Origin of the sequence: Roseomonas sp. BN140053 (assembly GCF_047690175.1) — a bacterium.
GTDB lineage: Bacteria > Pseudomonadota > Alphaproteobacteria > Acetobacterales > Acetobacteraceae > Roseomonas.
On record NZ_JBLLEB010000001.1, the window covers coordinates 336,738 to 362,094 of the forward strand.

A 25,357-nucleotide genomic window follows, 5' to 3' on the forward strand; every position below is an offset into this window, starting at 1 on the left:
TCTCTCCGGTCGATGAAGTGCCGGATAGGTTGCCCTCCCGGGAACGGCAAGAGCCTCGCGTCCTGCCCGCCCGGTTTCGGCCGCGGGCGTCGCCGCCCGGCCACCACCGCGGCCGGGCCGTTTCCGGTGTAACCGGGGCGGTGCGGGCGGCGGCGCAACCGGCGCATGCGGTCGGTGGCGACCGGCTAGGCGGCCGGTGCCTTGGTCAGCGCGTCCAGGGCCTTCAGGCGCGCGATCAGCGCCGGCATCTCGCGCAGCGGGATCATGTTGGGCCCGTCGCTCGGCGCGGCGTCGGGGTCGGCGTGGCACTCGATGAACACGGCGGCGACGCCCACCGCCACGGCGGCGCGCGCCAGCACCGGGGCGAATTCCCGCTGCCCGCCGGAGGAGGTCCCCTGCCCGCCCGGCTGCTGCACGGAATGGGTGGCGTCGAACACCACCGGAAAGCCGGTTTCCGCCATGATCGGCAGGGCGCGCATGTCAGAGACCAGCGTGTTGTAGCCGAAGGAGGCGCCGCGCTCGCACAGCATGACCTGGTCGTTGCCGGTGGAGGCGAGCTTGGCCGCCACGTTGCGCATGTCCCAGGGGGCGAGGAACTGGCCCTTCTTGACGTTGACCGGCTTGCCCGTGCGTCCCGCCGCCAGCAGAAGGTCGGTCTGCCGGCACAGGAAGGCGGGGATCTGCAGGCAGTCCACGGCTTCCGCCACGGGGGCGCACTGCTCGGCCTCGTGGATGTCGGTCAGCACGGGCAGGCCGGTGGCCTCGCGCACCTCGGCCAGGATCGCCAGCCCTTCCGCCATGCCGACGCCGCGGGCGGCATTGGCGCTGGTGCGGTTGGCCTTGTCGAAGGAGGACTTGTAGATCAGCCCAACCCCGGCGCGGTCGGCCATCTCGCGCAGCGCGTGGGCGGTTTCCAGCGCGTGCTGACGGCTCTCGATCTGGCAGGGGCCGGAGATGAAGGCGAGCGGCGCGCCGGTCGCGATCTCCACGACCCGGCTGCCGGGGGCGCCGACCCGGACGGTGATCATACCAGCCGCGCCTGCTTCACCGCGGCGCCGACGAAGCCGGCGAAGAGCGGGTGCGGGGCGAAGGGCTTGGACTTCAGTTCCGGGTGGAACTGCACGCCGATGAACCAGGGGTGGTCCAGCCGTTCCACGATCTCCGGCAGCACGCCGTCGGGCGACATGCCGGAGAAGCGCAGGCCGGTCTGCTCCAGCCGGTCGCGGTAGCCGATGTTGACCTCGAAGCGGTGCCGGTGGCGCTCGGTGATCTCGCCCTCGCCCTGGTACACCTCGCGCACCAGGGAGCCTTCCGCCAGCGCGGCGGGATAGGAGCCCAGGCGCATGGTGCCGCCGAGGTCGCCGCCCTGCTCGCGCCGTTCGGTGGTGTTGCCGCGGCGCCATTCCGTCAGCAGCCCGACCACGGGGTCCTCGCAGGGGCCGAACTCGGTGGAGGAAGCGCCGGGCAGGCCGGCCTGGTTCCGCGCCGCCTCGATCACCGCCATCTGCATGCCGAAGCAGATGCCGAGAAAGGGCACCTTGTGTTCCCGGGCGAACTGCACCGCGCGGATCTTGCCCTCCGCGCCGCGCTCGCCGAAGCCGCCGGGCACCAGGATGCCGTGCACGCCTTCCAGCCGGGCGATGGCCTCGGCGTCGTCCTCGAAGACGCGGCTGTCCACCCAGTCCAGCTTGACCTTGACGTTGTGGGCGATGCCGCCGTGCGCCATGGCCTCGTTGAGCGACTTATAGGCGTCGAGCAGGTTGGTGTACTTGCCCACCACCGCCACCGTCACCTCGCCCTCGGGCTGGACGATGCGCTGCACGATGCGCTTCCAGCGGGTCAGGTCGGGCTCGCCGTAGGCGGACATGTCGAAGTGCCGCAGCACTTCGCGGTCCAGCCCCTCGTCGTGGTACTTCAGCGGCACGTCGTAGATCGAGGCCGCGTCCAGCGCCGGGATCACCGCCTCGGGCCGGACGTTGCAGAACAGGGCGATCTTGCGCCGCTCGTTGTCGGGGATCGGCCGGTCGCAGCGGCACAGCAGGATCTGCGGCTGAATGCCCAGGCCGAGCAGTTCCTTGACGCTGTGCTGCGTCGGCTTGGTCTTGAGTTCCCCGGCGGAGCCGATCCAGGGCACCAGGGTCAGGTGGACGAACAGGCTCTGGCGCGGGCCCAGCTCGTTGGCCAGTTGCCGCATGGCTTCCAGGAAGGGCAGGCTCTCGATGTCGCCCACCGTGCCTCCGATCTCCACCAGCACGAAGTCGTATTCCTCCGTGCCCGAGAGGATCGCTTCCTTGATGTGGTCGGTGATGTGCGGGATCACCTGCACGGTGCCGCCGAGGTAGTCGCCGCGGCGTTCCTTGGCGATCACGTCGGAATAGATGCGCCCGGTGGTCCAGGCATCCGCTTGGTTGGCGTGCACGCCCGTGAAGCGCTCGTAGTGGCCGAGGTCGAGGTCGGTTTCCGCCCCGTCATCGGTCACGAAGACCTCGCCGTGCTGATAGGGGCTCATGGTCCCCGGATCGACGTTGAGGTAGGGGTCCAGCTTGCGCAGGCGGACCTTGTGCCCCCGGGCCTGGAGCAGCGCTGCCAGGGAGGCCGCCGCGATACCCTTGCCCAGGGAAGAGACCACGCCGCCGGTGATGAATACGAACCGCGTCATGGGCGATCTTCATACCCCCCGGAGGCGGTGCGGCGCTAGGAGCCTGTGCCGCAGGGGCGCCATGCGTGCCGCAAGGGCGGGCGGGTGTTGCGCCCGCGCCGCGCCGATCAGGTCACGCGGCGGCCGGATCACCGGGCGGCAGGTTTCCGCGCCGGTCCATCCAGGTGCCGTCAGTTCACGGGAACGGCGGGTGGCGGCGGGGCGGCCGGTGCCGGGGCGGCCGGCGAGACGGCGGAGGGCGGGGTGTCCAGGATGGAGCCGCTGCGGCCGGAATTGCCCCGGTTGAGCAGGGCCAGCGCCAGAGCCAGCACGAAGAAGGCCGTGGCCAGCACCGCCGTGGAGCGCGTCAGCAGGTTGGCCGTCCCGCGGCCGGTCATGAAGGACCCCATCCCCTGGGAGGAGCCGATGCCCAGGCCGCCGCCCTCGCTGCGCTGAAGCAGCACGACCCCGATCAGGGCCAGGGTGACGAGCAGGTGCAGGACGAGCAGGACGGTGGTCATGGCGGAGCGGTTCATACCGAGGCCGCCCCCATCCCGCCAGCCCCGCGGCGTTGCACGGCCGGTTCGTTGCGCCGGGCTGGCGGATCAACCGACCTTGCCAGCGGTCGCGCCCGGCCAGCCGGTGCCCCGCGAAGGGACGCCGGCCGGTTCCCGCCCTCAGCCGGCGGCGACCGCCGCCGCGATGGCCAGGAAATCCGCCGCCACCAGCGAGGCCCCGCCCACCAGGGCGCCGTCCACATTCGGCAGCGCCAGGATGGCCGCGGCATTGCCCGGCTTCACCGAGCCGCCGTAGAGCAGCCGCGTGGTCGCATCTCCCTGCCCGGCCGAAACTTCCCGGCGCAGGCGGGCATGCATGGCGGCGATGTCGGCCTCGGTCGGGGTGCGGCCGGTGCCGATCGCCCAGACGGGTTCGTAGGCTACCACGCCCTTGGCCGCCGCGAAGCCCTCGGGCAGGCTGCCGGCCACCTGGGCGGCCACCACATCCTCGGCCTGTCCGGCGTCGCGCTGGGCCTCGCTCTCGCCGACGCAGATCACCGGCACCAGCCCCGCCGCGATGGCCGCCGCCGCCTTGGCGCGCACCAGGGCGTCCGTTTCGCCGTGGTCGGCCCGGCGCTCGGAATGGCCGAGAATCACGTAGCCGCAGCCGGCGTCGGCCAGCATCGGCGCCGACACGTCGCCGGTATGGGCGCCCTTCTCCTGCGCGGCGCAGTCCTGGGCGCCTAGCGCCACCGGCTTCCAGGCCATCGAGGCGGCGACGACGTGCAGGTGCACGAAGGGCGGGCAGAGCAGCAGGTCCGCCCGTTCCACCACCGCGGGGGCGCCGGCCCTGACAGCCTCGGCCAGCGCCGCGGCGTCGCGCAGCGTGCCGTGCATCTTCCAGTTTCCGGCAATCAGGGGTCGGACACCGGGGGTCATGGTCGGGCGCTCCTGCTACGAGGCTCGGGCGGTATCCGCAGCCCGGGCGTTTGGCAACCGTGCCCGCCTCCGCTAAGCGTCCCGCCCCACGCCCACTCACGGACACGCGATGCTTTCCGCCTTTCGACGACTGGCCGGCACCTGGTTCGCCAAGGTCCTGTTCCTGCTGCTGATCCTGTCCTTCGGCATCTGGGGGATCGAGGATGTCGTGCGGAATTTCGGCCGCGAAACGGCGGTCGCCTATGTCGGCGGCGAGCCTATCCCGCTGACGGAGGCGCAGACCGCGGTGCGGCGCGAAACCCAGCGCCTGCAGCGCCAGCTGGGCGCCGCCTTCGACGCCAACGACACGGTGCGCCAGGCGATCGCCCGGCAAACGGTGGAATCCCTGGTGGCGCAGCGCACCCAGGCGCAGGAAGCGGCGCGGCTGGGGGTGTCCGTGTCCACCGCGGCGGTGCGCGACTACGTTTTCGCGATTCCCGCCTTCCAGGCCGGCGGCCAGTTCAGCCGCCCCATCTTCGATCAGTTCCTGCGCGGCAACGGCGTGGACGAGAACACCTTTCTGGGGCTGGTTTCGGCGGAACTGCGCCGGCAGCAGCTGGTGGGCGCCGTGCGCGCCGGCGTGGCGGGGCCCGACCAGCTGGTGAAGCCGCTGCTCGCCAGCGCCCGCGAGCGCCGCTCGGCCGAGCTGGTGACCCTGCCCGTCGCCGACGCGCCCGAGCCGCCGGCGCCCACGGAGGAGCAGCTGCGCCGCTTCCACGAGAACGAGGCCGCGCAGTTCTCCGCCCCCGAATACCGCACCGCCACCGTGGCGCGGCTAGCGGCCGAGATCGTCGCCGCCGACGTGACCGTGCCGGAGGAGGAGATCGCCCAGGCCTATGCCGCCGCAGGCGCCCGCTTCAACACGCCGGAGCGCCGGGTGCTGGAACAGCTGCTGCTGCCGGACGAGGCCTCGGCCCGCGCCCTGGCGCAGGCCTGGTCGGGCGGCGAGAGCTTCGCCGCGCTGAGCGAGCAGGCGCGGGAAAAGGGCGGCCAGGCCGTGGAGCTTGGTGCCCTGGACCGCGCCGGCATGCCCTTCCCCGAACTGGCCGAGGCCGCCTTTGCCGCGCCGGAAGGCGGCGTGGCCGGGCCGGTGCAGTCGCCCTTCGGCTGGCACGTGCTGCACGTGTCTGCCATCCAGCCGCCGAGCACCCGCACGCTGGACGAGGTGCGCGACGAGTTGCGCGGGGAGTTGGCCCAGACCAAGGCCGCCGACCTGGCCTACGAGCGGGTCAACGGCGCCGAGGACGCGCTGGCCGGCGGCGCCACGCTGGAGGAGGTGGCGCGACAGTTCGGCCTGCGCGTCGCCACCGTGACCACGGATGTCAGCGGCCGCGACGCCAGCGGCGCCGAGGTGCCGCTGCCCGTGCCCGACTACGCCCGCACCGAGACGCTGGCCGCCATCTTCGCGGCCAACCGCGGCCAGCCCGCCCGCATGGCGGAGTCGGCGGCCGGCGCCGGCTTCGTGGGCGTGGAACTGCGCGAGGTGACGCCCCCCGCCCTGCGCCCCTTCGAGCAGGTGGAAACCCAGGTCCGCGCGGCCTGGATCCGGGACGCCATGTTCCGGGCCGAGGAAACCCGGGCGGCCGCCCTGCTCGGGGCCGTGCGCGACGGCGCGACCCTGGAAGCGGCGGCGCAGCAGGCCGGGCTGACCTCCACGCGCCTCGGTCCCTTCGGCCGCGACCCCGCCCAGGTGCCGGGGGCGCAGAACCCGCCGCCCGAACTGCTGCAACCGCTGTTCGGCGCCAAGCCGCTGGAAGCCACCATGGCCCGCACGGCGGAGGGCTACGTGGTGGCCCAGCTGCTGGAAATCCTGCCCGACCCCGGCACGGACGAGGCGGCGCTGGCCGGCATCCGCGGCGAGGTGGAGCAGGCCATGCAGGAGGACCTGGAAGCGCAGTACGGCGCCGCGTTGCGCCAGCGCGCCGAGGTCCGCATCAACCAGGACCTGATGAACCAGGTCAGCGCCCCCTGACCCCCGACGCGGTCGGGTCGGGCCGGGCCGGCCGACGCCCGGCCCCTGCGGCACTGCGCCGGTGGCACACCACCGGTTGCGGTCCGGATACCGGCGCGGCCGTTGGTTCCGCGATGCGGGGTGATCGGCTGGGCGTCGGCGGCGAGGCGCGCGGCGGCGCCGCCCGCCCGGTCCGCGCAGCTTGCTTCGCTGCCGCATGGGACCGAAACTCGGCGGGCATGACCCCTTCCGCCGCGCGCTTCGCCACCCTGCACCGCCGCAACAGATCGGCCGCCTGACGGTGTCGCTCCGACCAGTCCTGGCGCGACTCGCCGCGGGCGAACGCCTGGCCGAAACGGAAGCCGAGGAAGCCTTCGGCACCGTCATGGCCGGCGAGGCCACGCCCGCCCAGATCGCTGCCATGGTGATGGCCATGCGCGTGCGCGGCGAAACCGTGGCGGAGATGACCGGCGCGGTGCGGGCGATGCGCGCCCGGATGGTGTCGGTGCAGGCCCCCGCGGGCGCCATCGACATCGTCGGCACCGGCGGCGACGGCGCCGGCACGCTCAACATCTCCACCGCGGCGGCGTTGGTGGTGGCGGCCGCGGGCGTGCCGGTGGCCAAGCACGGCAACCGGGCGCAGTCCTCCCGCTCCGGCACGGCGGATGCCCTCGCGACGCTGGGCGTCAACCTGGACGTGCCGCTCGATCGCCTGCCGGACGTCTTCGCTGCGGCCGGGATGGCCTTCCTGATGGCGCAGCGCCATCACGCCGCCCTGCGCCACGCGGCAGGCCCGCGGGTCGAGCTGGGCACCCGCACGGTGTTCAACCTGCTCGGCCCCCTGGCCAACCCCGCGGGCGTGCGGCGGCAGCTGACCGGCGCCTTTTCCGCGGAATGGCTGCGGCCGATGGCGGAAACCCTGGCGCGGCTGGGCACGGAGCGTGCCTGGCTCGTGCACGGCCAGGGGCTGGACGAGCTCTGCCTGGCCGGGCCATCGCAGGTGGTGGAACTGCGGGACGGCCGCATCCGCGCCTTCGAGGTGTCCCCTGAGCAGGCCGGACTGCCCCGCGCGCCCAACGAGGCCCTGCGCGGCGGCGAGCCGGCGGAAAACGCCGCGGCGCTGCTGGCCCTGCTGGACGGCGCCCCCGGGGCCTATCGGGATTGCGTCCTGCTGAACGCGGCGGCGGCCCTTGTCGTGGCCGGCAAGCATGACGATCTTGCCCCCGCCGCGGTGGATGCCGCCCGCGCGATCGACAGCGGTGCAGCGCGAACCGTGCTCGACCGCCTTCGCGTCGCGACCGCTCCGCAGTGACCTGGTGCGTTGTCCCCCCGCTCCGCACCCGAACGACGCTCCATGACCCGGCCGACCGGGTTCCAGGAACCCCAGATGGACCAGACCCCTCCGCTCGCAGCCCCGGTCGTGGCCGGCGCCTCCTCCAGCGCCGCCATCCCCGACGTGCTGGCCCGCATCATGGCCGGCAAGGCGGTGGAGGTGCGCGAGCGCTCCCTCGAAACGCCGGCCTCCGAGCTGGAACGGCGGGCGCGGCATGCCCCCAAGGCACGCTCCTTCACCGGGGCGCTCTGCGCCGCCGTCGGTGAGGGCCGCACCGGCCTGATCGCCGAGATCAAGCGCGCTTCCCCCTCCGGCGGGCTGATCCGGGAGCCTTTCGACCCCGCCGCCCTGGCGCGCGACTATTGCGAGGCCGGCGCCGCCTGCCTGTCCGTGCTGACGGACGCGCCGGATTTCCAGGGCTCGGCCGAGCACCTGATCGCCGCGCGGGGCGCCTGCCACCTGCCCACGCTGCGCAAGGACTTCCTGTTCGACCCCTGGCAGGTGCTGGAAGCCCGCGTCATGGGCGCCGACTGCATCCTGCTGATCCTGGCGGCGCTGAGCGATGCCCAGGCCCAGGAGCTGGAGGACACCGCCCGCGCCCTGGACATGTCCGTGCTGGCCGAGGTGCATGACGAGCGCGAGCTGGACCGGGCGCTGGGCCTGGAAACCCGGCTGATCGGCATCAACAACCGCGACCTCCGGACGCTGCGCACGGACCTCGCCACCACGGAGCGCCTGGCGCCGCTGGTGCCGGCCGACCGCATCCCGGTGGGCGAGAGCGGCATCCGCACCCCCGCCGACGTGCGCCGCATGGCCGCGGCCGGGGCGCGCTGCTTGCTGGTGGGCGAGCACCTGCTGCGCCAGCCCGACGTGGGCGCCGCCGCCCGCGAGCTCATCCGCGCCGCATGAGCGGGGGCGGCATGAGCGGGGCCGGCGGGGACAGCCCCCTCACCCATTTCGACGCCGCTGGCCGGGCGGCGATGGTGGACGTGTCCGGCAAGGCGGAAACCGAGCGCCGCGCCACGGCGCGCGGCCGCGTGGTGATGCAGCCGGCCACGCTGGCGCTGATCCGCGGCGGCCAGGTGGGCAAGGGCGACGTGCTCGGCATCGCCCGGGTGGCGGGCATCATGGCGGCCAAGCGCACGGCCGAGCTGATCCCGCTCTGTCATCCCCTGCCGATTTCCGCCGTGACCCTGGAACTGGAGCCCACCGGCGAGGACGCCGTGGAGATCGCTGCCACCGTGACCACGGCCGGCCGCACGGGGGTGGAGATGGAGGCGCTGTGTGCCGTCACCGTGGCGGCCCTGACCATCTACGACATGTGCAAGGCCGCCGACCGCGGCATGCGCATCGAGGCGGTGCGGCTGACCCGCAAGTCCGGCGGCAAGTCCGGGCTGTTCGAGGCCCCCTGATGATCTCCGTCGAGGAGGCGCTCGGGCGCGTCCTGGGCGCCCTGGCGCCGGTCCCGGCCGAGGTCGTGGCGCTGCCGCAGGCCTGGAACCGCGTCCTCGCCGCCCCCGTTGCCGCCCGGCTGACCCAGCCGCCGGCCGATGTTTCGGCGATGGACGGCTACGCCCTGCGCGCCGCCGACGCGACCGAGGGCGCCACCCTGTCGGTCACCGGCGAGGCCCCGGCCGGGCATCCCTTCGCCGGGCAGGTCGGCCCGGGCGAAGCGGTGCGCATCTTCACCGGGGCGGTGTTGCCGGACGGGGCCGACGGCGTCCTGCTGCAGGAGGATGCCGAGCGGTCGGGAAACGCCGTCACCGTGCGGGAAGCCGTGACGGCCGGGCGCTGGATCCGCCGCCGCGGGCTGGACTTCGCCGCCGGCGACGCGCTGCTGCCGGCCGGTCGCCGCCTCAACGCCCGGGACATCGGCCTGGCCGCGGCCGCCAACCATCCCTGGCTGACCGTGCACCGGCGGCCGCGAATCGGCATCCTGGCCACCGGGGACGAGATCGTGCTGCCCGGCGAGCCGCTGGCCGCCGGCAACATCGTCTCCTCCAACGCCCACGCCCTGGCGGCCCTGGTGCGCGCGGCCGGGGCGGAGCCGGTGGTGCTGCCCATCGCGGCTGACCGGCCTGATGCCGTCGCGGCGGCCGGTGCGGCCTCGGCCGGCTGCGACCTGCTGGTGACCACGGGGGGCGCCAGCGTCGGCGACCACGACCTGGTGCAGAGCGCCCTGGTGCCGCAGGGATTCGAGCTCGATTTCTGGCAAATCGCCATGCGCCCGGGAAAGCCGCTGATCTGGGGCCGGCTGCGCCATGTTCCCCTTCTGGGCCTGCCCGGGAACCCGGTTTCCGCCCTGGTCTGCGGCGTGCTGTTCCTGCTGCCGGCCATTGCCCGGCTGTCCGGCCTGCCCGCCGGGCCGACGCCGACCCAGACCGCCCTGGTCGGCCGCGACCTGGCGGCGAACGACCGGCGGCAGGACTACCTGCGGGCGCGAATCGAGGTCGGCGAGGGCGGGGAAACCGTGGCGACGCCCTTCGCGATGCAGGACAGCTCCATGCTGCGGACCCTCGCGGCCGCCGATGCCCTGGTGATCCGAGCGCCGCACGCGCCCCCCTTGCCGGCGGGATCGCGGGTGGAGATCATCCATCTCGCGGCACTTGGCCTGTGAATCGTGGGGACAACTTGACCAACCGGTTGGAACCTATCTAGAACAGCGGAGCGGGTTGCTGTTTTGTTCGCCCGCATCGCGGCCGGAGAACGCATCATGCTCACGCGGAAGCAGCACGAGCTGCTCGCCTTCATCGATCAGCACCTGCGTCAGACCGGGTTCTCGCCGTCCTTCGAGGAAATGAAGGAAGCGCTGAACCTGCGCTCCAAGTCCGGTATTCACCGCCTGATCACGGCGCTGGAGGAGCGCGGCTTCCTGAAGCGGCGCGCCCACCGCGCCCGCGCCTTGGAAGTGATGCGGCTGCCCGACAACCTGGCCCCGGTGAAGCCGGCCCCGGCGCCCGCCCCCGCGGCAGGCTTCGCGCCCAACGTCATCCGCGGCAATTTCGCGCCCAACCTGAGCGGCATCGCCCGCAGCAACGACGCCGCCGCGGTGCACCTGCCCCTGTACGGCCGCATCGCCGCCGGCCTGCCGATCGAGGCGCTGCGCGACCAGGGCACCAGCATCGAGGTCCCGGCCGCCCTGCTGGGCAGCGGCGACCACTACGCCCTGGAAGTCGCCGGCGATTCGATGGTGGATGCCGGCATCCTGGACGGCGACACCGTGATCATCCGGCGCGGCGACGTGGCGGATAACGGCGCCATCGTGGTGGCCCTGGTGGACGAGGCCGAGGTCACGCTGAAGCGGCTGCGCAAGCGCGGCAACTCCATCGCGCTGGAAGCGGCCAATGCCCGCTACGAGACCCGCATCTTCGGCCCCGACCGCGTGAAGGTGCAGGGCAAGCTGATCGGGCTGCTGCGCCGCTACTGAGGCGCTTCCGGGCGGAAGGCCGCGCCGCCCTCATCCGTCGGCGCCGCGGGTTCGCGCAGCCGCGGCACGGGCAGCGGCGGAACCCAGGGCCGGTCGCCGCGCCAGGCGCGGTCGGACACCACCTCCACCCCGTCGGGGCGCAGGCGGATGGCGTGGGCGCCGTTTCGCCACACGCTGAACCGGTCGACGATCGCAGGCTGCGCCGTTCCCGGGGGGCAGCGGCCGCGGATCGGTTCCGCCGACACCAGCACGGCGGCGCGGCCGCACCAGGGTGCCGCCAGCACCGGTATGGGGGGCGAGCCCCTCGGCACCGCGGCGGCCCGCAGCAGCGCGGCCATCGGCGTGTTGTCCCCCGGCCGCAGCAGGCAGCTCGCTTCCGTGCAGGACACGGCGCCGTTCGCGGCCTCGCCGTGCCGCGGGAAGGGCTGCGCGGAAACTTCGCCCCATCCCCGCAGCCAGTTGTCCCGGGTGAAGTCCCCCGAGCCCGAAGCCCGTTCCAGGAACACGCCGTTCTCGGTGGCCAGGGCGATCAGCCGTCCGTCGGAGGACACCAGTAAGTCCGGCCGCGGTGTCCAGCTGCCCGAGGCAATCCCCAGGATCACCGGCGCAATGCCCAGCAGCCGCAACCGCGTGCGCCACAGGCAGAGCCAGCAGAGACCGGCCGCTATCAGCAGCAGACCGGAGGCCGGGATCGGCGGCGCCACCGTGGCCGCGGCCGGCCAGGCAGCGACCACCCGCGCCGTCAGCAGCACGACGTCCAGCCCCCATCCCATGACGGTCAGCGCCCAGCCTTCCAGCCCCAGGGGCATCAGCGCCATGGCCAGCATCCCCGCCGGCATGACCCAGAAGGAGGTGACGGGCACCGCCACGGCGTTGGACAGCACGCCGTAGATCTGCAGCCGGCCGAAATGGTGCAGCCCGAAGGGCATGGTGGCGAGCCCGGCGATCACCGAAGTGAGGCACAGCCCGGCGAGCAGGAGGAGCGCACGCGTCCGGAGCCGCCCGTCCCCCTGCCAGCGCCGGACCGTGCCGCGCATCGCCTCCCACCCCGCGGACAGCGCCAGCCCGGCGGCAAAGGACATCTGGAAGGAGGGGCCGAGCACGGCATCGGGTTGCCACAGCAGCACGACCGCGGCCGCCAGGGCCATGCTGCGCAAGGATACGGCCCGCCGCCCGAGCAGCAGCCCGGCCGTGGCCACCAGGGCCAGCGCGAAGGCCCGCAGCATGGGAACCTGCAATCCCGTCAGCACCGTGTAGGCGCCCCCGAGCAGCAGGCCGACCACGCCGCCCATCGCCTTCGCGTCCAGGCGCAGCGCCAGGAAGGGCGCCAGCGACACCAGGAAGCGCGTCACGGCGAAGCCGAGCCCGATCACGATGGCGACGTGCAGCCCTCCGACGGAGAGCAGGTGCGCGATGCCGCTGTCGCGCATGGCCACCAGGGCTTCGGTCGGGATGCCCGTCTGGGTTCCCGCCAGCAATGCGGCCGCCACGGCGCCCGGCGCGCCCGGCAGCGCCGCGCCGACCCGGGCCGCGATGGCGTCGCGCAGGCCGGCGAAGCCGAGGCTGGAACCCGCCGACAAAATCTCGACCGGGCCCAGTGCCGTGCCGCTGCCCGCCAGGCCGGAGAAAAAGGCGGCGCGCTGGAAGTCGTAGCTGCCGGGGGCGACGGGGGCGGCCGGCGGCCGCAGCAGCGCGCGCACTCGGATCTGGTCGCCGGGCTGCGGCCGCGCGGGATCATTGGCGCGCAGGCGGATGCGCAGGCTGCGCTCCAGGGGTGCGGCGCCCTCGCCCAGGCGCGCGGCGCGCACCAGCACGCGCCGCCCTTCTGGCAGCAGGTCCACCGAATCGACCTCACCGGTCAGGATCACGGCCCGCGTGGGCAGCGCCGGCACGGGTGGCTGCCGCTGCGTTTCCCAATGCGCCGCCGCGAAGCCCAGCGTTCCGGCCGCGACCAGCCCGACCAGCATGGCCGGGACCGGCCGATGCGCGCGCAGTGCTAGCGCGAGCGCCAGCAGGGGCCAGGGCAACCACCACCAATCGCCCACGGGTTCGCTGCCGCGCGCGAAATACACCAGCACCCCCGCCCCGAGCGCCACCGGCAGCCAGAGCGGTAGGGAGGGCCATTCGGCCTCCAGCAGGGCGGACAGGCGGCCGGCGAGGCGCCGGGGGTGCCAAACAGGTGCGGCGGCGGGATGGCTGGCGAACAGCACGCGGCAGGGTTGACCATCCCGCCGACCGGCACAACTGCGGCCCGGGGACGGCGTGCCGGCGCAACAACGCCTCAACAGCCCGGCCCGCGGGTGCTATGCCGCGCCCATCATGACCGTCCGCACGCGCTTCGCCCCCTCGCCCACCGGCTTCCTGCATATCGGCGGGGCCCGCACGGCGCTGTTCAACTACCTCTTCGCGCGGCACCACGGCGGCCAGTACCTGCTGCGGATTGAGGACACCGACCGCGCCCGCTCCACGCCGGAAGCCGTGCAGCAGATCCTGGAAAGCCTCGCTTGGCTGGAGCTGTCGCCGGACGAGCCGCCGGTGATGCAGACCAGCCGCGAAGCCCGCCATGCCGAGGTAGCGCGGGAGCTGCTTGCCCAGGGCAAGGCCTACCTCGCCTTCGACACGCCGGAAGAGCTCACGGCCATGCGGGAGCGCGCCGCCGCGGAAGGCCGGCCGCTGCGCTACGACGGCAACTGGCGCGACCGCGACCCGGCCGAGGCCCCGGCCGGCCGCGCCGGCGCCATCCGGATCAAGGCGCCGCGGGCCACCGACGGCACGGGCGAGACGGTGCTGCAGGACCTTGTGCAGGGGGAGGTCCGCGTCGGCAATGCCGAGCTGGACGACATGATCATCCTGCGCTCGGACGGCACGCCGACCTACCTGCATGCCGTGGTGGTGGACGACCACGACATGGGCATCACCCACGTGATCCGCGGCGACGACCACCTGACCAACACCTTCCGGCAGCTGATGGTCTACGACGCGATGGGCTGGGAGAAGCCGCAATTCGCGCATATCCCGCTGATCCACGGCGCCGATGGCGGCAAGCTCAGCAAGCGCCACGGGGCGGTGGGCGCGCTGGAGTTCCGCGACCAGGGCCTGCTGCCCGAGGCCGTGTGCAACTACCTGCTCCGGCTCGGCTGGGGGCACGGCGACGAGGAGTTCGTCCCGCGCGACCGGGCGATCGAGCTGTTCGAGCTGTCCGATGTCGGCCGCGCCGCCAGCCGCATGGACTACGCCAAGCTGTCGCACCTCAACGGCTTGTACCTGCGCGCCGCCGATCCCGACCGCCTGACGGCGGAGGTGCTGGCGCGTCTCGCGGCCCGTGGCCTGCACGCCGACGAGACCGCAGCCGCGCGCGTGCGGGCGCTGGTGCCGGACCTGCAGCCCCGCGCCCGGACGCTGCTGGACCTGGCGGAGGGAGCCGCCTTCGTGCTGGCGCGGCCCACCCCGGAGGGCAAGGCGGCCGCGCTGCTGACGGCGGAGTCCCGCGCCCACCTGGCCGAGCTGGCCACGGCCTTCGAGGGCGCCCCCTGGGAGCGGGCCGCGCTGGAGGAATTGCTGCGCCAGCAGGCGGAAGCGCGCGGGGTGAAGCTGGGTGTCCTCGCCCAGCCGCTGCGGGTGGCCCTGACCGGCACCACCCAGTCCCCGCCGATCGACGCGGTGCTCACGGCTCTCGGCCGCGAGGAAAGCTTGGCGCGGATTCGCAGCGCCTGAGGGATCGGGCTGGTCAGGGGGCCGGCATCGGGCTCCCGAGCCCGTATTCCAGCGGCTCCCAGCGGCTGTTGACCCGCGTCCAGCTGCGGCCGTCGGTGGTGTCGATCACGAAGGCGGCCACCTCGCCGCCCGGGCCGGGGGCGCAAACCAGCTGGAACCGGCCCACCGGTCCCAGCGGCACCTCCGCCACGGCGGCGAGCTCGGCTTCCGCCGGAAAAGGCGCGCTGTCATCCACGATACCGCTCATGCATCCGCTCCCTCGATGTTGCGTGGTTCCGTTTGCGGCAGCCGGTGGCCGCCCCCACCCCCGATCCGCCCGGGCGGGAAACGGCCGCGGCGGTGAATCGGGCCTGCCAGCAACGCGCTAGACCCATTCGCCGCCGCGCATCAGCGGCGCGGTCGTGCCGTCGGCGCCGACGCCGTCCACGTCGATCTCGCCCGAGCCGATCATCCAGTCGATGTGGATCAGGCTGCTGTTGGCGCCCCGCGCCGCCAGGTCCTCGGCGCTCAGGGCGCCGCCGTTCACGAAGCAGGTCTTGTAGGACTGGCCCAGGGCGATGTGGCTGGCCGCGTTCTCGTCGAACAGGGTGTTGAAGAACAGCAGCCCGCTGGCCGAGATCGGCGAGGAATGCGGTACCAGCGCCACCTCCCCCAGCCGCGCCGCGCCCTCGTCGGTTTCCAGCACCTTGTGCAGCACCTCCGCGCCCTGGATGGCCGTCGCCTCGACGATGCGGCCCTCGCGAAAGGTCACGGCGATCTCGCGGATCAGCGTGCCCTGGTAGGAGAGCGGCTTAGTGGACCGCACCGTGCCGTCCACCCGGTGGGCGTGCGGCGTGGTGAAGACTTCCTCCGTCGGGATGTTGGGGTTGCAGACCAGCCCGTTCCGGGCCGTTTCCGCCCCGCCCAGCCAGGCGTGGTCGTCCGCCAGGCCGACCCGCAGGTCGGTGCCGGGGCCGCGGAAATGCAGGGCGGCGAAGCGGCGCTCGTTGAGGAAGCGGGTGCGGGCGTGCAGCGCCGCGTTGTGCGCCGACCAGGCCGCCACCGGGTCCGCGGCATCCACGCGCGAGGCCGCGAAGATGGCGTCCCAGAGCCGCGCCACCGCGACCTCCTCGGGCAGGTCGGGGAACACGGTGCGCGCCCAGGCCGGGCTGGCGAAGGACGCGATGGACCAGTTGATGTCGAAGGCGACGATCCGCTCCAGCGCCGGCAGGTAGGCCTTGGACCGGGCGCGGTTGGCCCGCGCCACCTTGTCCGGGTCCTGCGCCGCCAGCAGCGCCGGGTCCTCGCCGGTGATGGCCAGGCGCGCGGCGCCGCCGCGATAGGCCGCCGCCATGCCGTCGAACAGCCAGCCGGTGGCGCGGTCGAAACTGTCCTCCGGCGCGTGCCGGAAGCGCATCAGCGTCGCTTCCTCGTCGCCGTACAGGGTCGTCACCAGGGCGGCACCGGCGCGGTAGGCGTGCTCGGTGATGCGGCGCACCAGGGCCAGGGACTCCAGGGGTGCGGTGATCACCAGCTCCTGGCCGTGCGACAGGCCCAGGCCCACCCGCACCGCGACCTCCGCCAAACGGTCGAGCCGGGCGGCGTGCGAGGCGGCGAGGGAAGCATCGTGCAGGTCGTTCATGCGGGGATCCGGTTCACGGCAGGTGTCGGAAGGCCACCGTCCCTGCGCCGAGGGACGAAGGCCGGCGTGGTGCGGGTGAAACGCTCAAGCCGGCGGCACGATGCGGCAGGCCGCGGCGGCGGCACGGGCCAGCGACAGCATGCGCCGCGCCGCGACGAGGCCGGTGGCCGCCTCGCCCGCCAGGCGCTCGATCAGCGGGTTGCTCACCACGGCGCGCGTCGCGGCATCGGCCAGCACGTTGGTGGCGGCCACGCTGACGGCCGAGAAGGCCGAGCGGCGGAGCAGCGCGACCGTGCCGGCGAAGCCCGGGCGCAGGCCGTGCAGCGCCGCCACCTGCCGCACCAGCCGGATCGCGCGCCAGCCGAACACCAGCGCGTCCCAGGCCGGCGAGGGGCTGATGGCGGTGGCGGCGAAGGCCTGGGTCGCCGCCACCCGGCCCAGCGACACCGCCTGGGCGTCCAGGGTGCGCAGCGGGCCCGCTTCCAGCAGGGCGCGCAGCGTGGCCGTGTCCGGCGCGTCGCGCAGCGCGGGAAGCAGGTCGCGCGCCGCCGGCACGCTTTCCGCCCAGCGCAGGGTTTCCAGCCGGGCGCGCGCCGTGTCGCCGGCGGCGAAGGCCACCCGCGCCCGGTCCACCGCGTCCAGCGCGGCCAGCCCGCGCATCTCGCGGATGCCGGCCCAGCCGATCAGCCCGAAGCCGAACAGCGCGACCAGGAGGGTGATGCCGCCCAGCCAGGGGCTGCGGGCGAACTGTTCCGCGACGAAGTTGGCCGCATCCAGCGCCGACAGGCCCAGCACCAGCGAGGCCGCGCCCAGGGCGGCCAGGGACAGGTTGGACCAGCCGCCGGTGCGCGCTTCCGGCACCGCGACCACCGCCTGTTCCCAGCGCAGGTCCAGCTTTTCCGCCGGGGCATCCGGACTCACGGCGTCTTCCAGGATGACCCGGGGCCCGGCGCCCCCGCGCGGTGTGGTGTCGCTCACAGCAGGTCCCCGATCAGCGCGGCCAGCACCGCGTCCAGCCCCAGGTGCGGAACGCCCGAAGCGCCGCCGGGCTCCAGCACCGGCGGGCGGAACACCGGCATCTCGAAGAAGCTGGCGCGCCAGTAGCCCTCCCCGGGATGGCGCGAGGGCACCACGCCGGGGTCCACCTTGGCCCAGCGGCCGCTGTCCAGCAGCACGCCGCGCACGGCGGGAACCGGGCGGCCGTCGCGCTCGGCCACCGCCTCCTCCGTGCAGCGCACGGCTGCCAGGGCGTGCACGGAGATCGCCGCGCCAGCGCTGCCGATACGGGCCTTGGGCCCCGCGACCAGGTCCGACAGCAACCCCGTCAGCGCGTCGCGCGACACCTCCGGCACGTGGTCGGCCTTGGTGGCGGCGAAGGCGACGCGGGATACGCCGGCCCCCGTCAGCCGGTCCAGCCAGGAGCCGCCGTAGCGCAGCGCGCCGGAAATGGCGGCGAGCGCCTCGGCCGTGTCCTCGAAGGCGGCGCGGCCGGCATGCAGGGCGCCCAGCACGTCCACCAGCACGGCCTGCCGGTCGAAGCGGCGGAACACCGGCTCGAAGAACTCCCGCCGCTGGTCGTCCAGGTAGGCGTCGTGCCGCCGGCCCAGCAGGGCACCCAGGGCGCCGCCGCGCACCGCGGGGGGGAGCGGAAAGAACCACAGCAGCGGCGCCTCGCCGCGCGGACCGGGGTTCAGCGCCCGCCCCGGCTGCAGGAAGCGCAGCCCGAGCACGTCCCGCCCGTGCCGCAGCGCGTCGCGGTACAGGGTCCAGCCGCGGCGGGTCAGCGCTTCCTCGGCGGAAACGGCCGCTGGCAGGGCTTCCACGAAGGCGAGAAAGGCGGCCACCGGCGGCACGTCGGCCGATCGCCGCAGCCGCGCCAGGGTGGCGTCCGACCAGCTATCGAAGCTGCCGCCCAGCATGGGCAGGTCGAGCAGCCATTCGCCGGGGTAGTCCAGCAGGTCCAGCACCACCTGCCGGTCCGGCAGGAGTTGCCCCCAGAAGTTGCGCCGGCGCAGCGTCAGCGCCAGGGACAGGGTGGACAGGTCCTCCGTCCGCTCGGGCCAGCGCGGCGGTTCCGCCGCCAGCGCGTCCAGGTAGGTCAGGGCGTCGAAGCGGGGCGTGGTTTCCGTCCCCGCCGGCACCGGCAGCACGGAGACCAGCCGGCCGCCCGCGATGGCTTCCAGCGCCGGCAGCGTCCGGGCGCGCTGGCCGGAGGCGAGCAGGTTCGCCACCGCCGAGGTCAGCATCACCGTCTTGCCGGCGCGCGACAGGCCGGTGACGGCCAGCCGGACGCGGTCGCGCCCGGCCAGCGAGCGCGCCGCATCCCCCGCGCCCACCCAGGCATCCGACAGCAGGCGCCGGGGCGCCTCCGCCAGGATGCCGAGCGGGTCGGTCGCCATCAGGGCCGCTGGATCAGCTCGATCTTGTAGCCGTCGGGGTCTTCCACGAAGGCGATGACCGTGGTGCCGTGCTTCACCGGCCCGGCTTCCCGTACCACCTTGCCGCCACCCTGCCGCACCAGATCGCAGGCGGCGGCCACGTCGGGCACGCCCACCGCGAGGTGGCCGAAGGCGTTGCCCATCTCGTACGTCTCGACGCCGTAGTTGTAGGTCAGCTCGATCTCGCCGCCATTCTCCTTGTTGCCCTCGCCGTAGCCGAGGAACACCAGGGTGTACTGGCCGGCCGGCACGTCGCTGCGGCGCAGCTCCCGCATGCCCAGCAGTTCCGTGTAGAAGCGGATGCTGCGGTCGAGGTTCCCCACGCGGATCATGGTGTGAAGGAAACGGCCCTGGGTGCTCATCGCTGCTCTCCGCTGCTGGTGGGTCCGGCCGGCCCCTGGGGCGGCATGTGGTCCGCCGGGCGCATCGCCAGGAGGAACACGCCGCGCTCATCGGCCAGGCGCACGGTTTTCTCGCGCTCCACCAGCAACGCGCCATCCGCCTCAAAGGCGATGCCGGCCAGGCCGGAATCCGCGGCGGCCTGCACGGTGGCCGGGCCCAGCGCCGGCAGGTCCAGGGTGCGGTCCTGCCCGGGCTTCACCAGCTTCACCAGCACGCCGCCCGGACCGTCCCGGCGCAGGGCGGCGCAGCGGGCCAGCAGCGCATCGGTGCCTTCCACGCCCTCGACGCCCAGCACCAGCCCCTGCTGCACCACCGCGGCCTGCCCGACATCCAGCGCGCCCAGCGCCCGCACCACCGCCACGCCGCGGGCGATGTCCGCCAGGGTGGCCGCGTCCGGCGCCGCGCGGGACAGCAGCCCCGGCTGCACCTGCAGGTCCGTCAGCACGGCGTTGGGGCCGATCAGCGAGAAGCCTTCCTCCCGCAAAACGTCGCGGATGGCCGAGAGCAGCCCGTCATCCCCGGCAAAGGCCCGCGCCCCGATGCGCGCGAGATAGCGCGCCGAGGCAATGTCCGGCCGCAGCGACAGCATGGAGGGGCGCCGGACATGGCCCGCCAGCACGAGCTGCCGCACCCCTTCCCCGCGCAGCCATTCGATGGCGGAGCCGAGCGCTCCGAGGCGCAGGGTGATGGAGCGATGCGCCGACCAGGGCTCCGGTTCGGCGAAGCCCTGCAGCAGCACCGCGCGGACGCCGCGCCCCGAGGCCGCGGCCGCCGCGGCGACCCGGAGCGGCAACGATCCCGCGCCGGCAAAGATGCCGAGCGGCGCGGGGGCCTCGCTCACCCGGCCTCTCCGCCCGCCTCGTCCTCGACCACAGCGTGGGTCCGGGCGCGCATCAGCCCGCGCCGGCTCTGCACCGCCATGAAGTTCAGGATCTCGGCCATTGCCGGATCGGTGCCCCAGCGGTTGCGTGCCTGGGCCAAGCGGTCCGAGAACACGCCTTCGGCGGCGAAGAGCGACCGGAAGGCTGCGCGCAGGGCGTGGATGCGGGCGCGGTCGAAGCCGCGTCGCTTCAGGCCGATCAGGTTCAGCCCGGTCAGCCGCGCCCGGTCGCCCAGGCAGGCGCCATAGGGGATCACGTCGGCTTCCACGCCGCTCATGCCGCCGATCACCGATTGCCGGCCGATGCGGACGAACTGGTGCACCGCGGCACCGCCGCCCACGAACACGGTGTCGCCGATCTCGACATGCCCGCCGAGCATGACGTTGTTGGCCAGGATCACGTGGTCGGCCAGGGTGCAGTCGTGGCCCACATGGGCGCAGGCCATGATCAGGCAGTCGGCGCCGACGCGGGTCAGCCCGTGGCCGCCGACGCTGCCGCGGTGCACGGTGGAATGCTCGCGCAGCACGGTGCGTGCGCCGATCTCCAGCCGGGTCGGCTCGCCCTTGTATTTCAGGTCCTGCGGCGGCAGGCCGACGGAGGCGAAGGGCATCAGCGTTACGCCCTCGCCCAGCGTCGTGTGCCCGTCCACCACCGCGTGGGAAACGAGCTGCACGCCGTCGCCCAGCACGGCGTCGGCCCCCACGCTGCACCAGGGCCCGACGCGGACCCCCTGCCCGAGGCGCGCGCCTGCGGCGATGATCGCGGTCGGATGGATCTCGGCCACGCTCACCTGTCCACGATCATCGCGGTATAGGTGGCCTCGGCCACGACCACGCCGTCGACCTTGGCGACGCCGTTGAACTTCCACACGCTGCCGCGGCTGCGTTCCTTGACCACGTGGATGCGTAGCTGGTCGCCGGGCACCACGGGGCGGCGGAACTTCGCGTTCTCCACGCTCATGAAATACACCAGCAGGCCTTCCGCCCGCTTGCCCAGGGTTTCCACCACGAGCACGCCGGCGGTCTGCGCCATGGCTTCCACGATCAGCACGCCGGGCATCACGGGATGGCGGGGGAAGTGCCCCTGGAAGAAGTTCTCGTTGATGGTGACGTTCTTGATGCCGACGGCGCTCTGGCCGAGCACCACCTCCACCATCCGGTCCACCAGCAGCATGGGGTAGCGATGCGGGATCGCTTCCATGATCTGCGCGATGTCGAAGGTACCGAGGCTATGCCCCTCGGCCGGCGCTTCGCCCTGCCCGCTCATTCCGTCTCGTCCGTCCCATCGCGCCGGCCGCTCCTGAACCGCCCGGCCGCCAGTTTTCGCAACGTCGCCGCCGCCCGGAAAGCTTCCCGCACCGGTATGGCGGGAGTCCCGAAAACGTCCATCCCCGCCGGAATGTCGGACAGCACGCCGGCCTGCGCGCCGATCCGCGCCCGATCGCCCACCTTGAGATGCCCGGCCAGCCCCGCCTGCCCGGCAACGGTGACGTGGTTGCCCAGCACGGTGGAGCCGGAGATGCCCACCTGCGCCACCACCACGCAACCGCGCCCGGTGCGGACGTTGTGTCCGAGCATCACGAGGTTATCCAGCCGCGTCCCGGCGCCCAGCACCGTGTCGCCGGCTGCGCCGCGGTCGACGCAGGCATTGGCCCCGATCTCCACCCCGTCGCCCAGCACCACGCGCCCGAGTTGCGGCACGGTGACGAAGCCGCCGGCGTCGTCCGGCACGAAGCCGAAGCCCTCATTGCCGACACGGGCGCCCCCGTGCAGCACCACGCGGTCGCCCGCGACGCAGAACTGGGCGGAGGCATGGGCGTGCAGGTGGCCATCGGCCCCGAAGACGCAGCCCGCACCCACCACCGCGTGCGGCCCCAGGATGCAGCGGGGGCCGAGCACGGCACCCTCCCCCACCACGGCATAGGGGCCGATCTCGCAGTCCTCGCCGATCATGGCATCCGCGGCGATCACCGCCGTGGGATGGATGCCGCCCTTGGGCCTGGCCGGAGGATGAAAGGCGGCGGCGACGCGGGCGAAGCCCAGCTGCGGCGACGGGGTCACCAGCGCGATGGTGCCGCCGGGAACCTCCGGCGCCAGGGCGGCCGACACCAGCACGGCCCCGGCGCGGGTCGCGCGCAGGGCATCGGCGTTGCGCCGGCCTTCCGCGAAGGACACCTCGTCCGGCCCGGCTTCCGAGAGCGGCGCCACCCCGCGGAACAGGCGCTCCGCCTCGGCCGGCCCTTGCAGGCCGGCCCGCTTCGCGATGTCCCCCAGGGTGAAGGGACCGGAGGCCGGGTGGAAGCGGGGATCCGCCGCCAAGGGCCTAGTTCCGGCGCTGTTGCTGGCCTTGTGGCGCAGCCGCCGGCCGTGCCGGCGCGGCCGGGGCGGCAGCGGCGGCCGGCGCGGCAGCCGGTGCTGCGCCTTCGGCCGCCAGCGTGACGTTGCGCAGCACGCGGTTCAGCTGCTGGCTGATCTCGTCCGTCAGGTCGAAGGGCGGGTCGTTGAAGATCACCAGCGGGCGCGGCAGCACGATGTTGACCTTGCGGCTGACCGCCACCTGCCGGATCACCACCGCCAGCGCCTGCTCGATTTCCTGCAGCGCCGCCTGGGCCGCCTGCTCGATGCCGCGCGAGCGGTCGCGGAACACGCGCTGGCTCTCGGTGATCTGTTCCTGCAGCTGCCGCTCGCGCGTGCGCAGCGCCTCGGGCTGGAGGTTGGGCCGGTCGTTCTGCAGCGCCGTCTGGGCGTCGCGCCAGCGCGCCTGCTCGCGCTGCAGGTCGTCGTTCAGGCGCTGCCGCCGGCGCTCGACTTCCTCGCGCACCGTGTTGAAGGCGGTGGAGCTGCGCTGCACCTCCGGCACGTCCACGATGCCGATCACCGCGTCGGGCGGCTGCTGCCCGGGCGCCAGCGGCGCCGGGTTGGGCTGCACCGGGCGCTGCGCCTGCTGCGCCGGACGCGCGGGGGCCTGTGCCGGGCGCGCCGGCGCGGGCGGCTGGGCGGGCCGGGGCTGGTTGGGCACGAACCATTCCCCACCCTGCTGCGCCTGGGCATGAAGCGTCGCCGGGATGGTCGGTAGCAGGACCGCAAGGGCCGCGAACGCGGTACGCGCCTTCATCGTCATCACTCCAACTCAGATCAAAAGCGTGTGCCGAAACCGAAGCGGAACACCTGCGTCTCGTCGTAGGACTTCTTCACCACCGGGGCCGCGAAGTCGAGGTTGATCAGGCCGAAAGGGCTGTTCCAGGATACGCCCACGCCGGCGCCGACGCGGGGCGATGCCTCGTCCACCACGCCCGGGCCGGCGCGGACCTGGCTGAGGGAGCCGACATCCACGAAGGCGCGCCCGGTGATGCCCAGCTCGGTGGGGATCGGCAGCGGGAAGCGGAACTCGGTCGACTGGGTCAGCAGCAGGCGCCCGCCCAGCGCGTCCTGGTTGGAGCCGGCGCTGAGGTCGCGCGGACCCGCGCCAGCCACCTGGAAGCCGCGCAGGTTCTCGCCACCCAGGAAGAAGCGGTCCACGATCAGCTCGCGCCGCCCGCCCCAGGGCGCCAGGTAGCCGGCGCCGGCCGAGATCGCGAGGACGTAGTTCGAGTCCCCCAGCAGCCGCTCGAAGGGCAGGTAGTAGGACCCGTCCAGGCGGCCGCGCACGTAGCGCGCCTCGCCCCCGAGGCCGGCGACGTCGGTGCCGATCCGCACCACGTAGCCGCTGTGCGGATCCAGGCGCGAGTCCCGGCGGTCATAGGTCAGGGTCTGCCCGATCTGCGACAGCAGCGTCCGGCCTTCCTGTTCCTTGATGTAGCGCGACGCGTCGGGATCGACGCTGAACACGTTCCGCTGCGACAGGGTGTAGGTCAGCGACTGGCGCAGGTACTCGTTGAACTCGTAGCCGGCGCGCAGCGCGAAGCCGTAGCGGCGCTCCTGGTAGCCGGAGTAGTCGCGCAGGTCGCGCGTCACGTAGAACACGTCCGCGCCCACCGCGAGGTTGCGGTCCAGGAAGGACGGGTCCGTGACGGAGGTGTCCAGCGAGGAGCGCCGCTGCGCGATGGTGGCGTTGATGCGCGCGTCGATGCCGGTGCCGAGCAGGTTGCGCTCGCGCAGGCCAATATCGGCCAGCGCGCCGGCATCCGTGGAATAGCCGCCGCCCAGGCTGATCTCGCCCGTGGCCCGCTCGGACACGGCGGCGCCCAGCGCGATACGGTCGGGCGCGGAGCCCGGCGCGGTGGTGATGGCCACGTCGTTGAAGTAGCCGAGGTCGCGGATGCGTTGCCGCGTGCGGCGGACCTGGGCGGCGTTGAAGGCGTCGCCCTCGGCGATGCGGAACTCGCGGCGGATCACCCGGTCCTGGGTGCGCGTGTTGCCGGTGATCTCGATACGCTCGACGTAGAGGCGCTGGCCTTCCTGCACGTCGAAGGTGATGTCCACCGTGCCGGCGTCGCGATTGCGCTCGATGCGCGGCGTCACTTCGACGAAGGGCGCGCCGCGCAGGTTGCCCGCGTCCTGGATCGCCTGGGTGGAACGCTCCACCGCCTCCCCGTCGTACCAATCGCCCGAGGAGAAATCCACGGCCCCGCGCAGCGCGTCGGCGGGCACGTTGCGCAGCTGCGAGGTCACGTCGACCTTGGCCACGCGGTACCGGCGGCCCTCGTCCACCGTGTAGGTGACGAAGAAGCCGGAGCGGTCGGGCGCCAGCTCCGCGGTCGCTGCCGTGATCTGCACGTCGGCGTAGCCCTGGCGCAGGTAGTAGCGGCGCAGCAGCTCGCGGTCGAAGTTCAGCCGCTCGGGGTCATAAGTGTCGGAGGAGGAGAAGGGCCGGTAGAAGGCCGCCTCGCGCGTCGCCACCACTTCCTTCAGGCGGCTGTCGGAATAGGCGGTGTTGCCGACGAAGTTGATGCGGCTGACCAGCGCCGAGGCGTTCTCCGTGATCTCGAACACCAGGTCGACGCGGTTCTGGTCGAGCTCGATGATCTTGGGCTCCACGGTCGCGGCGAAGCGGCCGCGGCGGGCGTAGAGTTCCAGCAGGCGCTGGCGGTCAGTCTGGGCCGCCTGGGTGGTGAAAACCGAGCGTTCCCGCAGCTGCACCACCGGCCGCAGCACGTCGTCGGACAGGCGGCGGTTGCCCTCGAAGGCCACGCGGTTGACGATCGGGTTCTCGCGCACCGTCACCGCGATGCGGTTGCCCTGGCGGGCGACCTGGACGTCGCGGAACAGCCCGGTGGCGTAGAGGGTGCGCAGGCTGCGGTCGAGGCGGTCGCTCTCGAACACGTCGCCCGGCTGCAGCAGCATGTAGGAGCGGATCGTGTCCGCCTCGATGCGCTGGTTGCCCGTCACGTCGATGCCCTGGACCGTGCCGGTATCGGCCCGGCGCGGGGCAGCGGCAGGCGGGGCGGCACCGCGCCGCGGCTGGCTGTCGGCCGGGTTCGGCACGAGGACCGGAACCAGGCAGGTGGCGGCGAGGAGCAGGGCGCGTGTGGCGTGCAA

The 25,357-nt window shown here is 73.4% G+C and carries 23 protein-coding genes; 7 read left to right on the forward strand and 16 right to left on the reverse strand.

Annotated elements, in window-relative coordinates:
- Nucleotides 1–185: 185 nt before the first annotated feature.
- The 4 genes from kdsA to tpiA form a co-directional block, all read right to left on the reverse strand.
- The gene (kdsA, locus tag ACLIBK_RS01595; protein WP_415385446.1) at nucleotides 186–1,028 is read right to left on the reverse strand and encodes a 3-deoxy-8-phosphooctulonate synthase; all 843 of its coding nucleotides are present in this window, start codon (nucleotides 1,026–1,028) and stop codon (nucleotides 186–188) included.
- On the reverse strand, nucleotides 1,025–2,659 hold the full coding sequence (locus ACLIBK_RS01600) for a CTP synthase (protein WP_415385447.1): 1,635 nt from the start codon (nucleotides 2,657–2,659) through the stop codon (nucleotides 1,025–1,027). The genes kdsA and ACLIBK_RS01600 overlap by 4 nt, the downstream gene beginning before the upstream one ends.
- Nucleotides 2,660–2,829: 170 nt before the next feature.
- The gene (gene secG / locus ACLIBK_RS01605; protein WP_415385448.1) at nucleotides 2,830–3,159 is read right to left on the reverse strand and encodes a preprotein translocase subunit SecG; all 330 of its coding nucleotides are present in this window, start codon (nucleotides 3,157–3,159) and stop codon (nucleotides 2,830–2,832) included.
- Between the two features lie 156 nt (nucleotides 3,160–3,315).
- Complete coding sequence (tpiA, locus tag ACLIBK_RS01610; RefSeq protein WP_415385449.1) at nucleotides 3,316–4,074, reverse strand: triose-phosphate isomerase; 759 nt, start codon at nucleotides 4,072–4,074, stop codon at nucleotides 3,316–3,318.
- 109 nt (nucleotides 4,075–4,183) lie between these two features.
- On the opposite strand from tpiA, the gene ACLIBK_RS01615 reads away from it, so the two are divergent.
- From ACLIBK_RS01615 to lexA, 6 genes are all read left to right on the forward strand, one after another.
- The gene (locus ACLIBK_RS01615; protein WP_415385450.1) at nucleotides 4,184–6,085 is read left to right on the forward strand and encodes a SurA N-terminal domain-containing protein; all 1,902 of its coding nucleotides are present in this window, start codon (nucleotides 4,184–4,186) and stop codon (nucleotides 6,083–6,085) included.
- 196 nt (nucleotides 6,086–6,281) lie between these two features.
- On the forward strand, nucleotides 6,282–7,376 hold the full coding sequence (gene trpD, locus ACLIBK_RS01620) for an anthranilate phosphoribosyltransferase (RefSeq protein WP_415385451.1): 1,095 nt from the start codon (nucleotides 6,282–6,284) through the stop codon (nucleotides 7,374–7,376).
- Nucleotides 7,377–7,451: 75 nt separating this feature from the next.
- A complete protein-coding gene (gene trpC, locus ACLIBK_RS01625) occupies nucleotides 7,452–8,306 on the forward strand; it encodes an indole-3-glycerol phosphate synthase TrpC (protein ID WP_415385452.1) in 855 nt (284 codons plus the stop codon).
- Nucleotides 8,307–8,317: 11 nt separating this feature from the next.
- Nucleotides 8,318–8,809 (forward strand): cyclic pyranopterin monophosphate synthase MoaC, encoded by a 492-nt coding sequence (gene moaC / locus ACLIBK_RS01630; protein WP_415385453.1) that lies wholly within the window; start codon nucleotides 8,318–8,320, stop codon nucleotides 8,807–8,809.
- Entirely contained in the window at nucleotides 8,809–10,014 is a 1,206-nt protein-coding gene (gene glp / locus ACLIBK_RS01635; RefSeq protein ID WP_415385454.1) for a gephyrin-like molybdotransferase Glp, read from the forward strand. Before moaC ends, glp begins: the two co-directional genes overlap by 1 nt.
- 96 nt (nucleotides 10,015–10,110) lie before the next feature.
- Nucleotides 10,111–10,824 (forward strand): transcriptional repressor LexA, encoded by a 714-nt coding sequence (lexA, locus tag ACLIBK_RS01640; RefSeq protein WP_415385455.1) that lies wholly within the window; start codon nucleotides 10,111–10,113, stop codon nucleotides 10,822–10,824.
- On the opposite strand, the gene ACLIBK_RS01645 is transcribed toward lexA, so the two are convergent.
- Nucleotides 10,818–13,034: a ComEC/Rec2 family competence protein gene (locus ACLIBK_RS01645; RefSeq protein WP_415385456.1), complete on the reverse strand. Its 2,217-nt coding sequence runs from the start codon at nucleotides 13,032–13,034 to the stop codon at nucleotides 10,818–10,820. The genes lexA and ACLIBK_RS01645 overlap by 7 nt on opposite strands.
- A 109-nt stretch (nucleotides 13,035–13,143) precedes the next feature.
- Between ACLIBK_RS01645 and gltX the strand changes: the two genes are divergently transcribed.
- Nucleotides 13,144–14,538 (forward strand): glutamate--tRNA ligase, encoded by a 1,395-nt coding sequence (gene gltX / locus ACLIBK_RS01650; RefSeq protein WP_415385457.1) that lies wholly within the window; start codon nucleotides 13,144–13,146, stop codon nucleotides 14,536–14,538.
- Between the two features lie 13 nt (nucleotides 14,539–14,551).
- Here gltX and ACLIBK_RS01655 read toward each other — a convergent pair whose 3' ends face one another.
- The 11 genes from ACLIBK_RS01655 to bamA form a co-directional block, all read right to left on the reverse strand.
- Complete coding sequence (locus ACLIBK_RS01655) at nucleotides 14,552–14,785, reverse strand: hypothetical protein (RefSeq protein ID WP_415385458.1); 234 nt, start codon at nucleotides 14,783–14,785, stop codon at nucleotides 14,552–14,554.
- 117 nt (nucleotides 14,786–14,902) lie between these two features.
- On the reverse strand, nucleotides 14,903–16,159 hold the full coding sequence (locus tag ACLIBK_RS01660) for an aminopeptidase (RefSeq protein ID WP_415385459.1): 1,257 nt from the start codon (nucleotides 16,157–16,159) through the stop codon (nucleotides 14,903–14,905).
- An 84-nt stretch (nucleotides 16,160–16,243) separates the two neighbouring features.
- Complete coding sequence (locus ACLIBK_RS01665; RefSeq protein WP_415385460.1) at nucleotides 16,244–17,080, reverse strand: DUF697 domain-containing protein; 837 nt, start codon at nucleotides 17,078–17,080, stop codon at nucleotides 16,244–16,246.
- 53 nt (nucleotides 17,081–17,133) lie between these two features.
- Nucleotides 17,134–18,558: a YcjX family protein gene (locus tag ACLIBK_RS01670; RefSeq protein ID WP_415385461.1), complete on the reverse strand. Its 1,425-nt coding sequence runs from the start codon at nucleotides 18,556–18,558 to the stop codon at nucleotides 17,134–17,136.
- On the reverse strand, nucleotides 18,558–18,959 hold the full coding sequence (gene gloA / locus ACLIBK_RS01675) for a lactoylglutathione lyase (protein WP_415385462.1): 402 nt from the start codon (nucleotides 18,957–18,959) through the stop codon (nucleotides 18,558–18,560). The genes ACLIBK_RS01670 and gloA overlap by 1 nt, the downstream gene beginning before the upstream one ends.
- Nucleotides 18,956–19,840, reverse strand: a complete 885-nt coding sequence (locus tag ACLIBK_RS01680) for an LpxI family protein (protein WP_415385463.1) — start codon at nucleotides 19,838–19,840, stop codon at nucleotides 18,956–18,958. The genes gloA and ACLIBK_RS01680 overlap by 4 nt, the downstream gene beginning before the upstream one ends.
- Nucleotides 19,837–20,670, reverse strand: a complete 834-nt coding sequence (gene lpxA / locus ACLIBK_RS01685; protein ID WP_415385464.1) for an acyl-ACP--UDP-N-acetylglucosamine O-acyltransferase — start codon at nucleotides 20,668–20,670, stop codon at nucleotides 19,837–19,839. The genes ACLIBK_RS01680 and lpxA overlap by 4 nt, the downstream gene beginning before the upstream one ends.
- A complete protein-coding gene (gene fabZ / locus ACLIBK_RS01690) occupies nucleotides 20,667–21,146 on the reverse strand; it encodes a 3-hydroxyacyl-ACP dehydratase FabZ (protein WP_415385465.1) in 480 nt (159 codons plus the stop codon). The genes lpxA and fabZ overlap by 4 nt, the downstream gene beginning before the upstream one ends.
- Nucleotides 21,143–22,198, reverse strand: a complete 1,056-nt coding sequence (gene lpxD, locus ACLIBK_RS01695) for a UDP-3-O-(3-hydroxymyristoyl)glucosamine N-acyltransferase (RefSeq protein WP_415385466.1) — start codon at nucleotides 22,196–22,198, stop codon at nucleotides 21,143–21,145. Before lpxD ends, fabZ begins: the two co-directional genes overlap by 4 nt.
- A 4-nt stretch (nucleotides 22,199–22,202) precedes the next feature.
- Complete coding sequence (locus ACLIBK_RS01700) at nucleotides 22,203–22,994, reverse strand: OmpH family outer membrane protein (RefSeq protein ID WP_415385467.1); 792 nt, start codon at nucleotides 22,992–22,994, stop codon at nucleotides 22,203–22,205.
- Nucleotides 22,995–23,014: 20 nt separating this feature from the next.
- Entirely contained in the window at nucleotides 23,015–25,357 is a 2,343-nt protein-coding gene (bamA, locus tag ACLIBK_RS01705; RefSeq protein WP_415385468.1) for an outer membrane protein assembly factor BamA, read from the reverse strand.

Excerpts from the sequence above, each read along its gene's own strand:
- secG (WP_415385448.1), bottom strand. The coding sequence starts at position 3,159 with ATGACCACCGTCCTGCTCGTCCTGCACCTGCTCGTCACCCTGGCCCTG.
- tpiA (WP_415385449.1), bottom strand. The coding sequence starts at position 4,074 with ATGACCCCCGGTGTCCGACCCCTGATTGCCGGAAACTGGAAGATGCAC.
- ACLIBK_RS01670 (WP_415385461.1), bottom strand. The coding sequence starts at position 18,558 with ATGGCGACCGACCCGCTCGGCATCCTGGCGGAGGCGCCCCGGCGCCTG.
- gltX (WP_415385457.1), top strand. The coding sequence starts at position 13,144 with ATGACCGTCCGCACGCGCTTCGCCCCCTCGCCCACCGGCTTCCTGCAT.
- glp (WP_415385454.1), top strand. The coding sequence starts at position 8,809 with ATGATCTCCGTCGAGGAGGCGCTCGGGCGCGTCCTGGGCGCCCTGGCG.
- moaC (WP_415385453.1), top strand. The coding sequence starts at position 8,318 with ATGAGCGGGGCCGGCGGGGACAGCCCCCTCACCCATTTCGACGCCGCT.
- trpD (WP_415385451.1), top strand. The coding sequence starts at position 6,282 with ATGGGACCGAAACTCGGCGGGCATGACCCCTTCCGCCGCGCGCTTCGC.
- ACLIBK_RS01655 (WP_415385458.1), bottom strand. The coding sequence starts at position 14,785 with ATGAGCGGTATCGTGGATGACAGCGCGCCTTTTCCGGCGGAAGCCGAG.
- ACLIBK_RS01700 (WP_415385467.1), bottom strand. The coding sequence starts at position 22,994 with ATGAAGGCGCGTACCGCGTTCGCGGCCCTTGCGGTCCTGCTACCGACC.
- ACLIBK_RS01615 (WP_415385450.1), top strand. The coding sequence starts at position 4,184 with ATGCTTTCCGCCTTTCGACGACTGGCCGGCACCTGGTTCGCCAAGGTC.
- lexA (WP_415385455.1), top strand. The coding sequence starts at position 10,111 with ATGCTCACGCGGAAGCAGCACGAGCTGCTCGCCTTCATCGATCAGCAC.
- kdsA (WP_415385446.1), bottom strand. The coding sequence starts at position 1,028 with ATGATCACCGTCCGGGTCGGCGCCCCCGGCAGCCGGGTCGTGGAGATC.
- fabZ (WP_415385465.1), bottom strand. The coding sequence starts at position 21,146 with ATGAGCGGGCAGGGCGAAGCGCCGGCCGAGGGGCATAGCCTCGGTACC.
- ACLIBK_RS01660 (WP_415385459.1), bottom strand. The coding sequence starts at position 16,159 with ATGAACGACCTGCACGATGCTTCCCTCGCCGCCTCGCACGCCGCCCGG.
- trpC (WP_415385452.1), top strand. The coding sequence starts at position 7,452 with ATGGACCAGACCCCTCCGCTCGCAGCCCCGGTCGTGGCCGGCGCCTCC.
- ACLIBK_RS01600 (WP_415385447.1), bottom strand. The coding sequence starts at position 2,659 with ATGACGCGGTTCGTATTCATCACCGGCGGCGTGGTCTCTTCCCTGGGC.
- gloA (WP_415385462.1), bottom strand. The coding sequence starts at position 18,959 with ATGAGCACCCAGGGCCGTTTCCTTCACACCATGATCCGCGTGGGGAAC.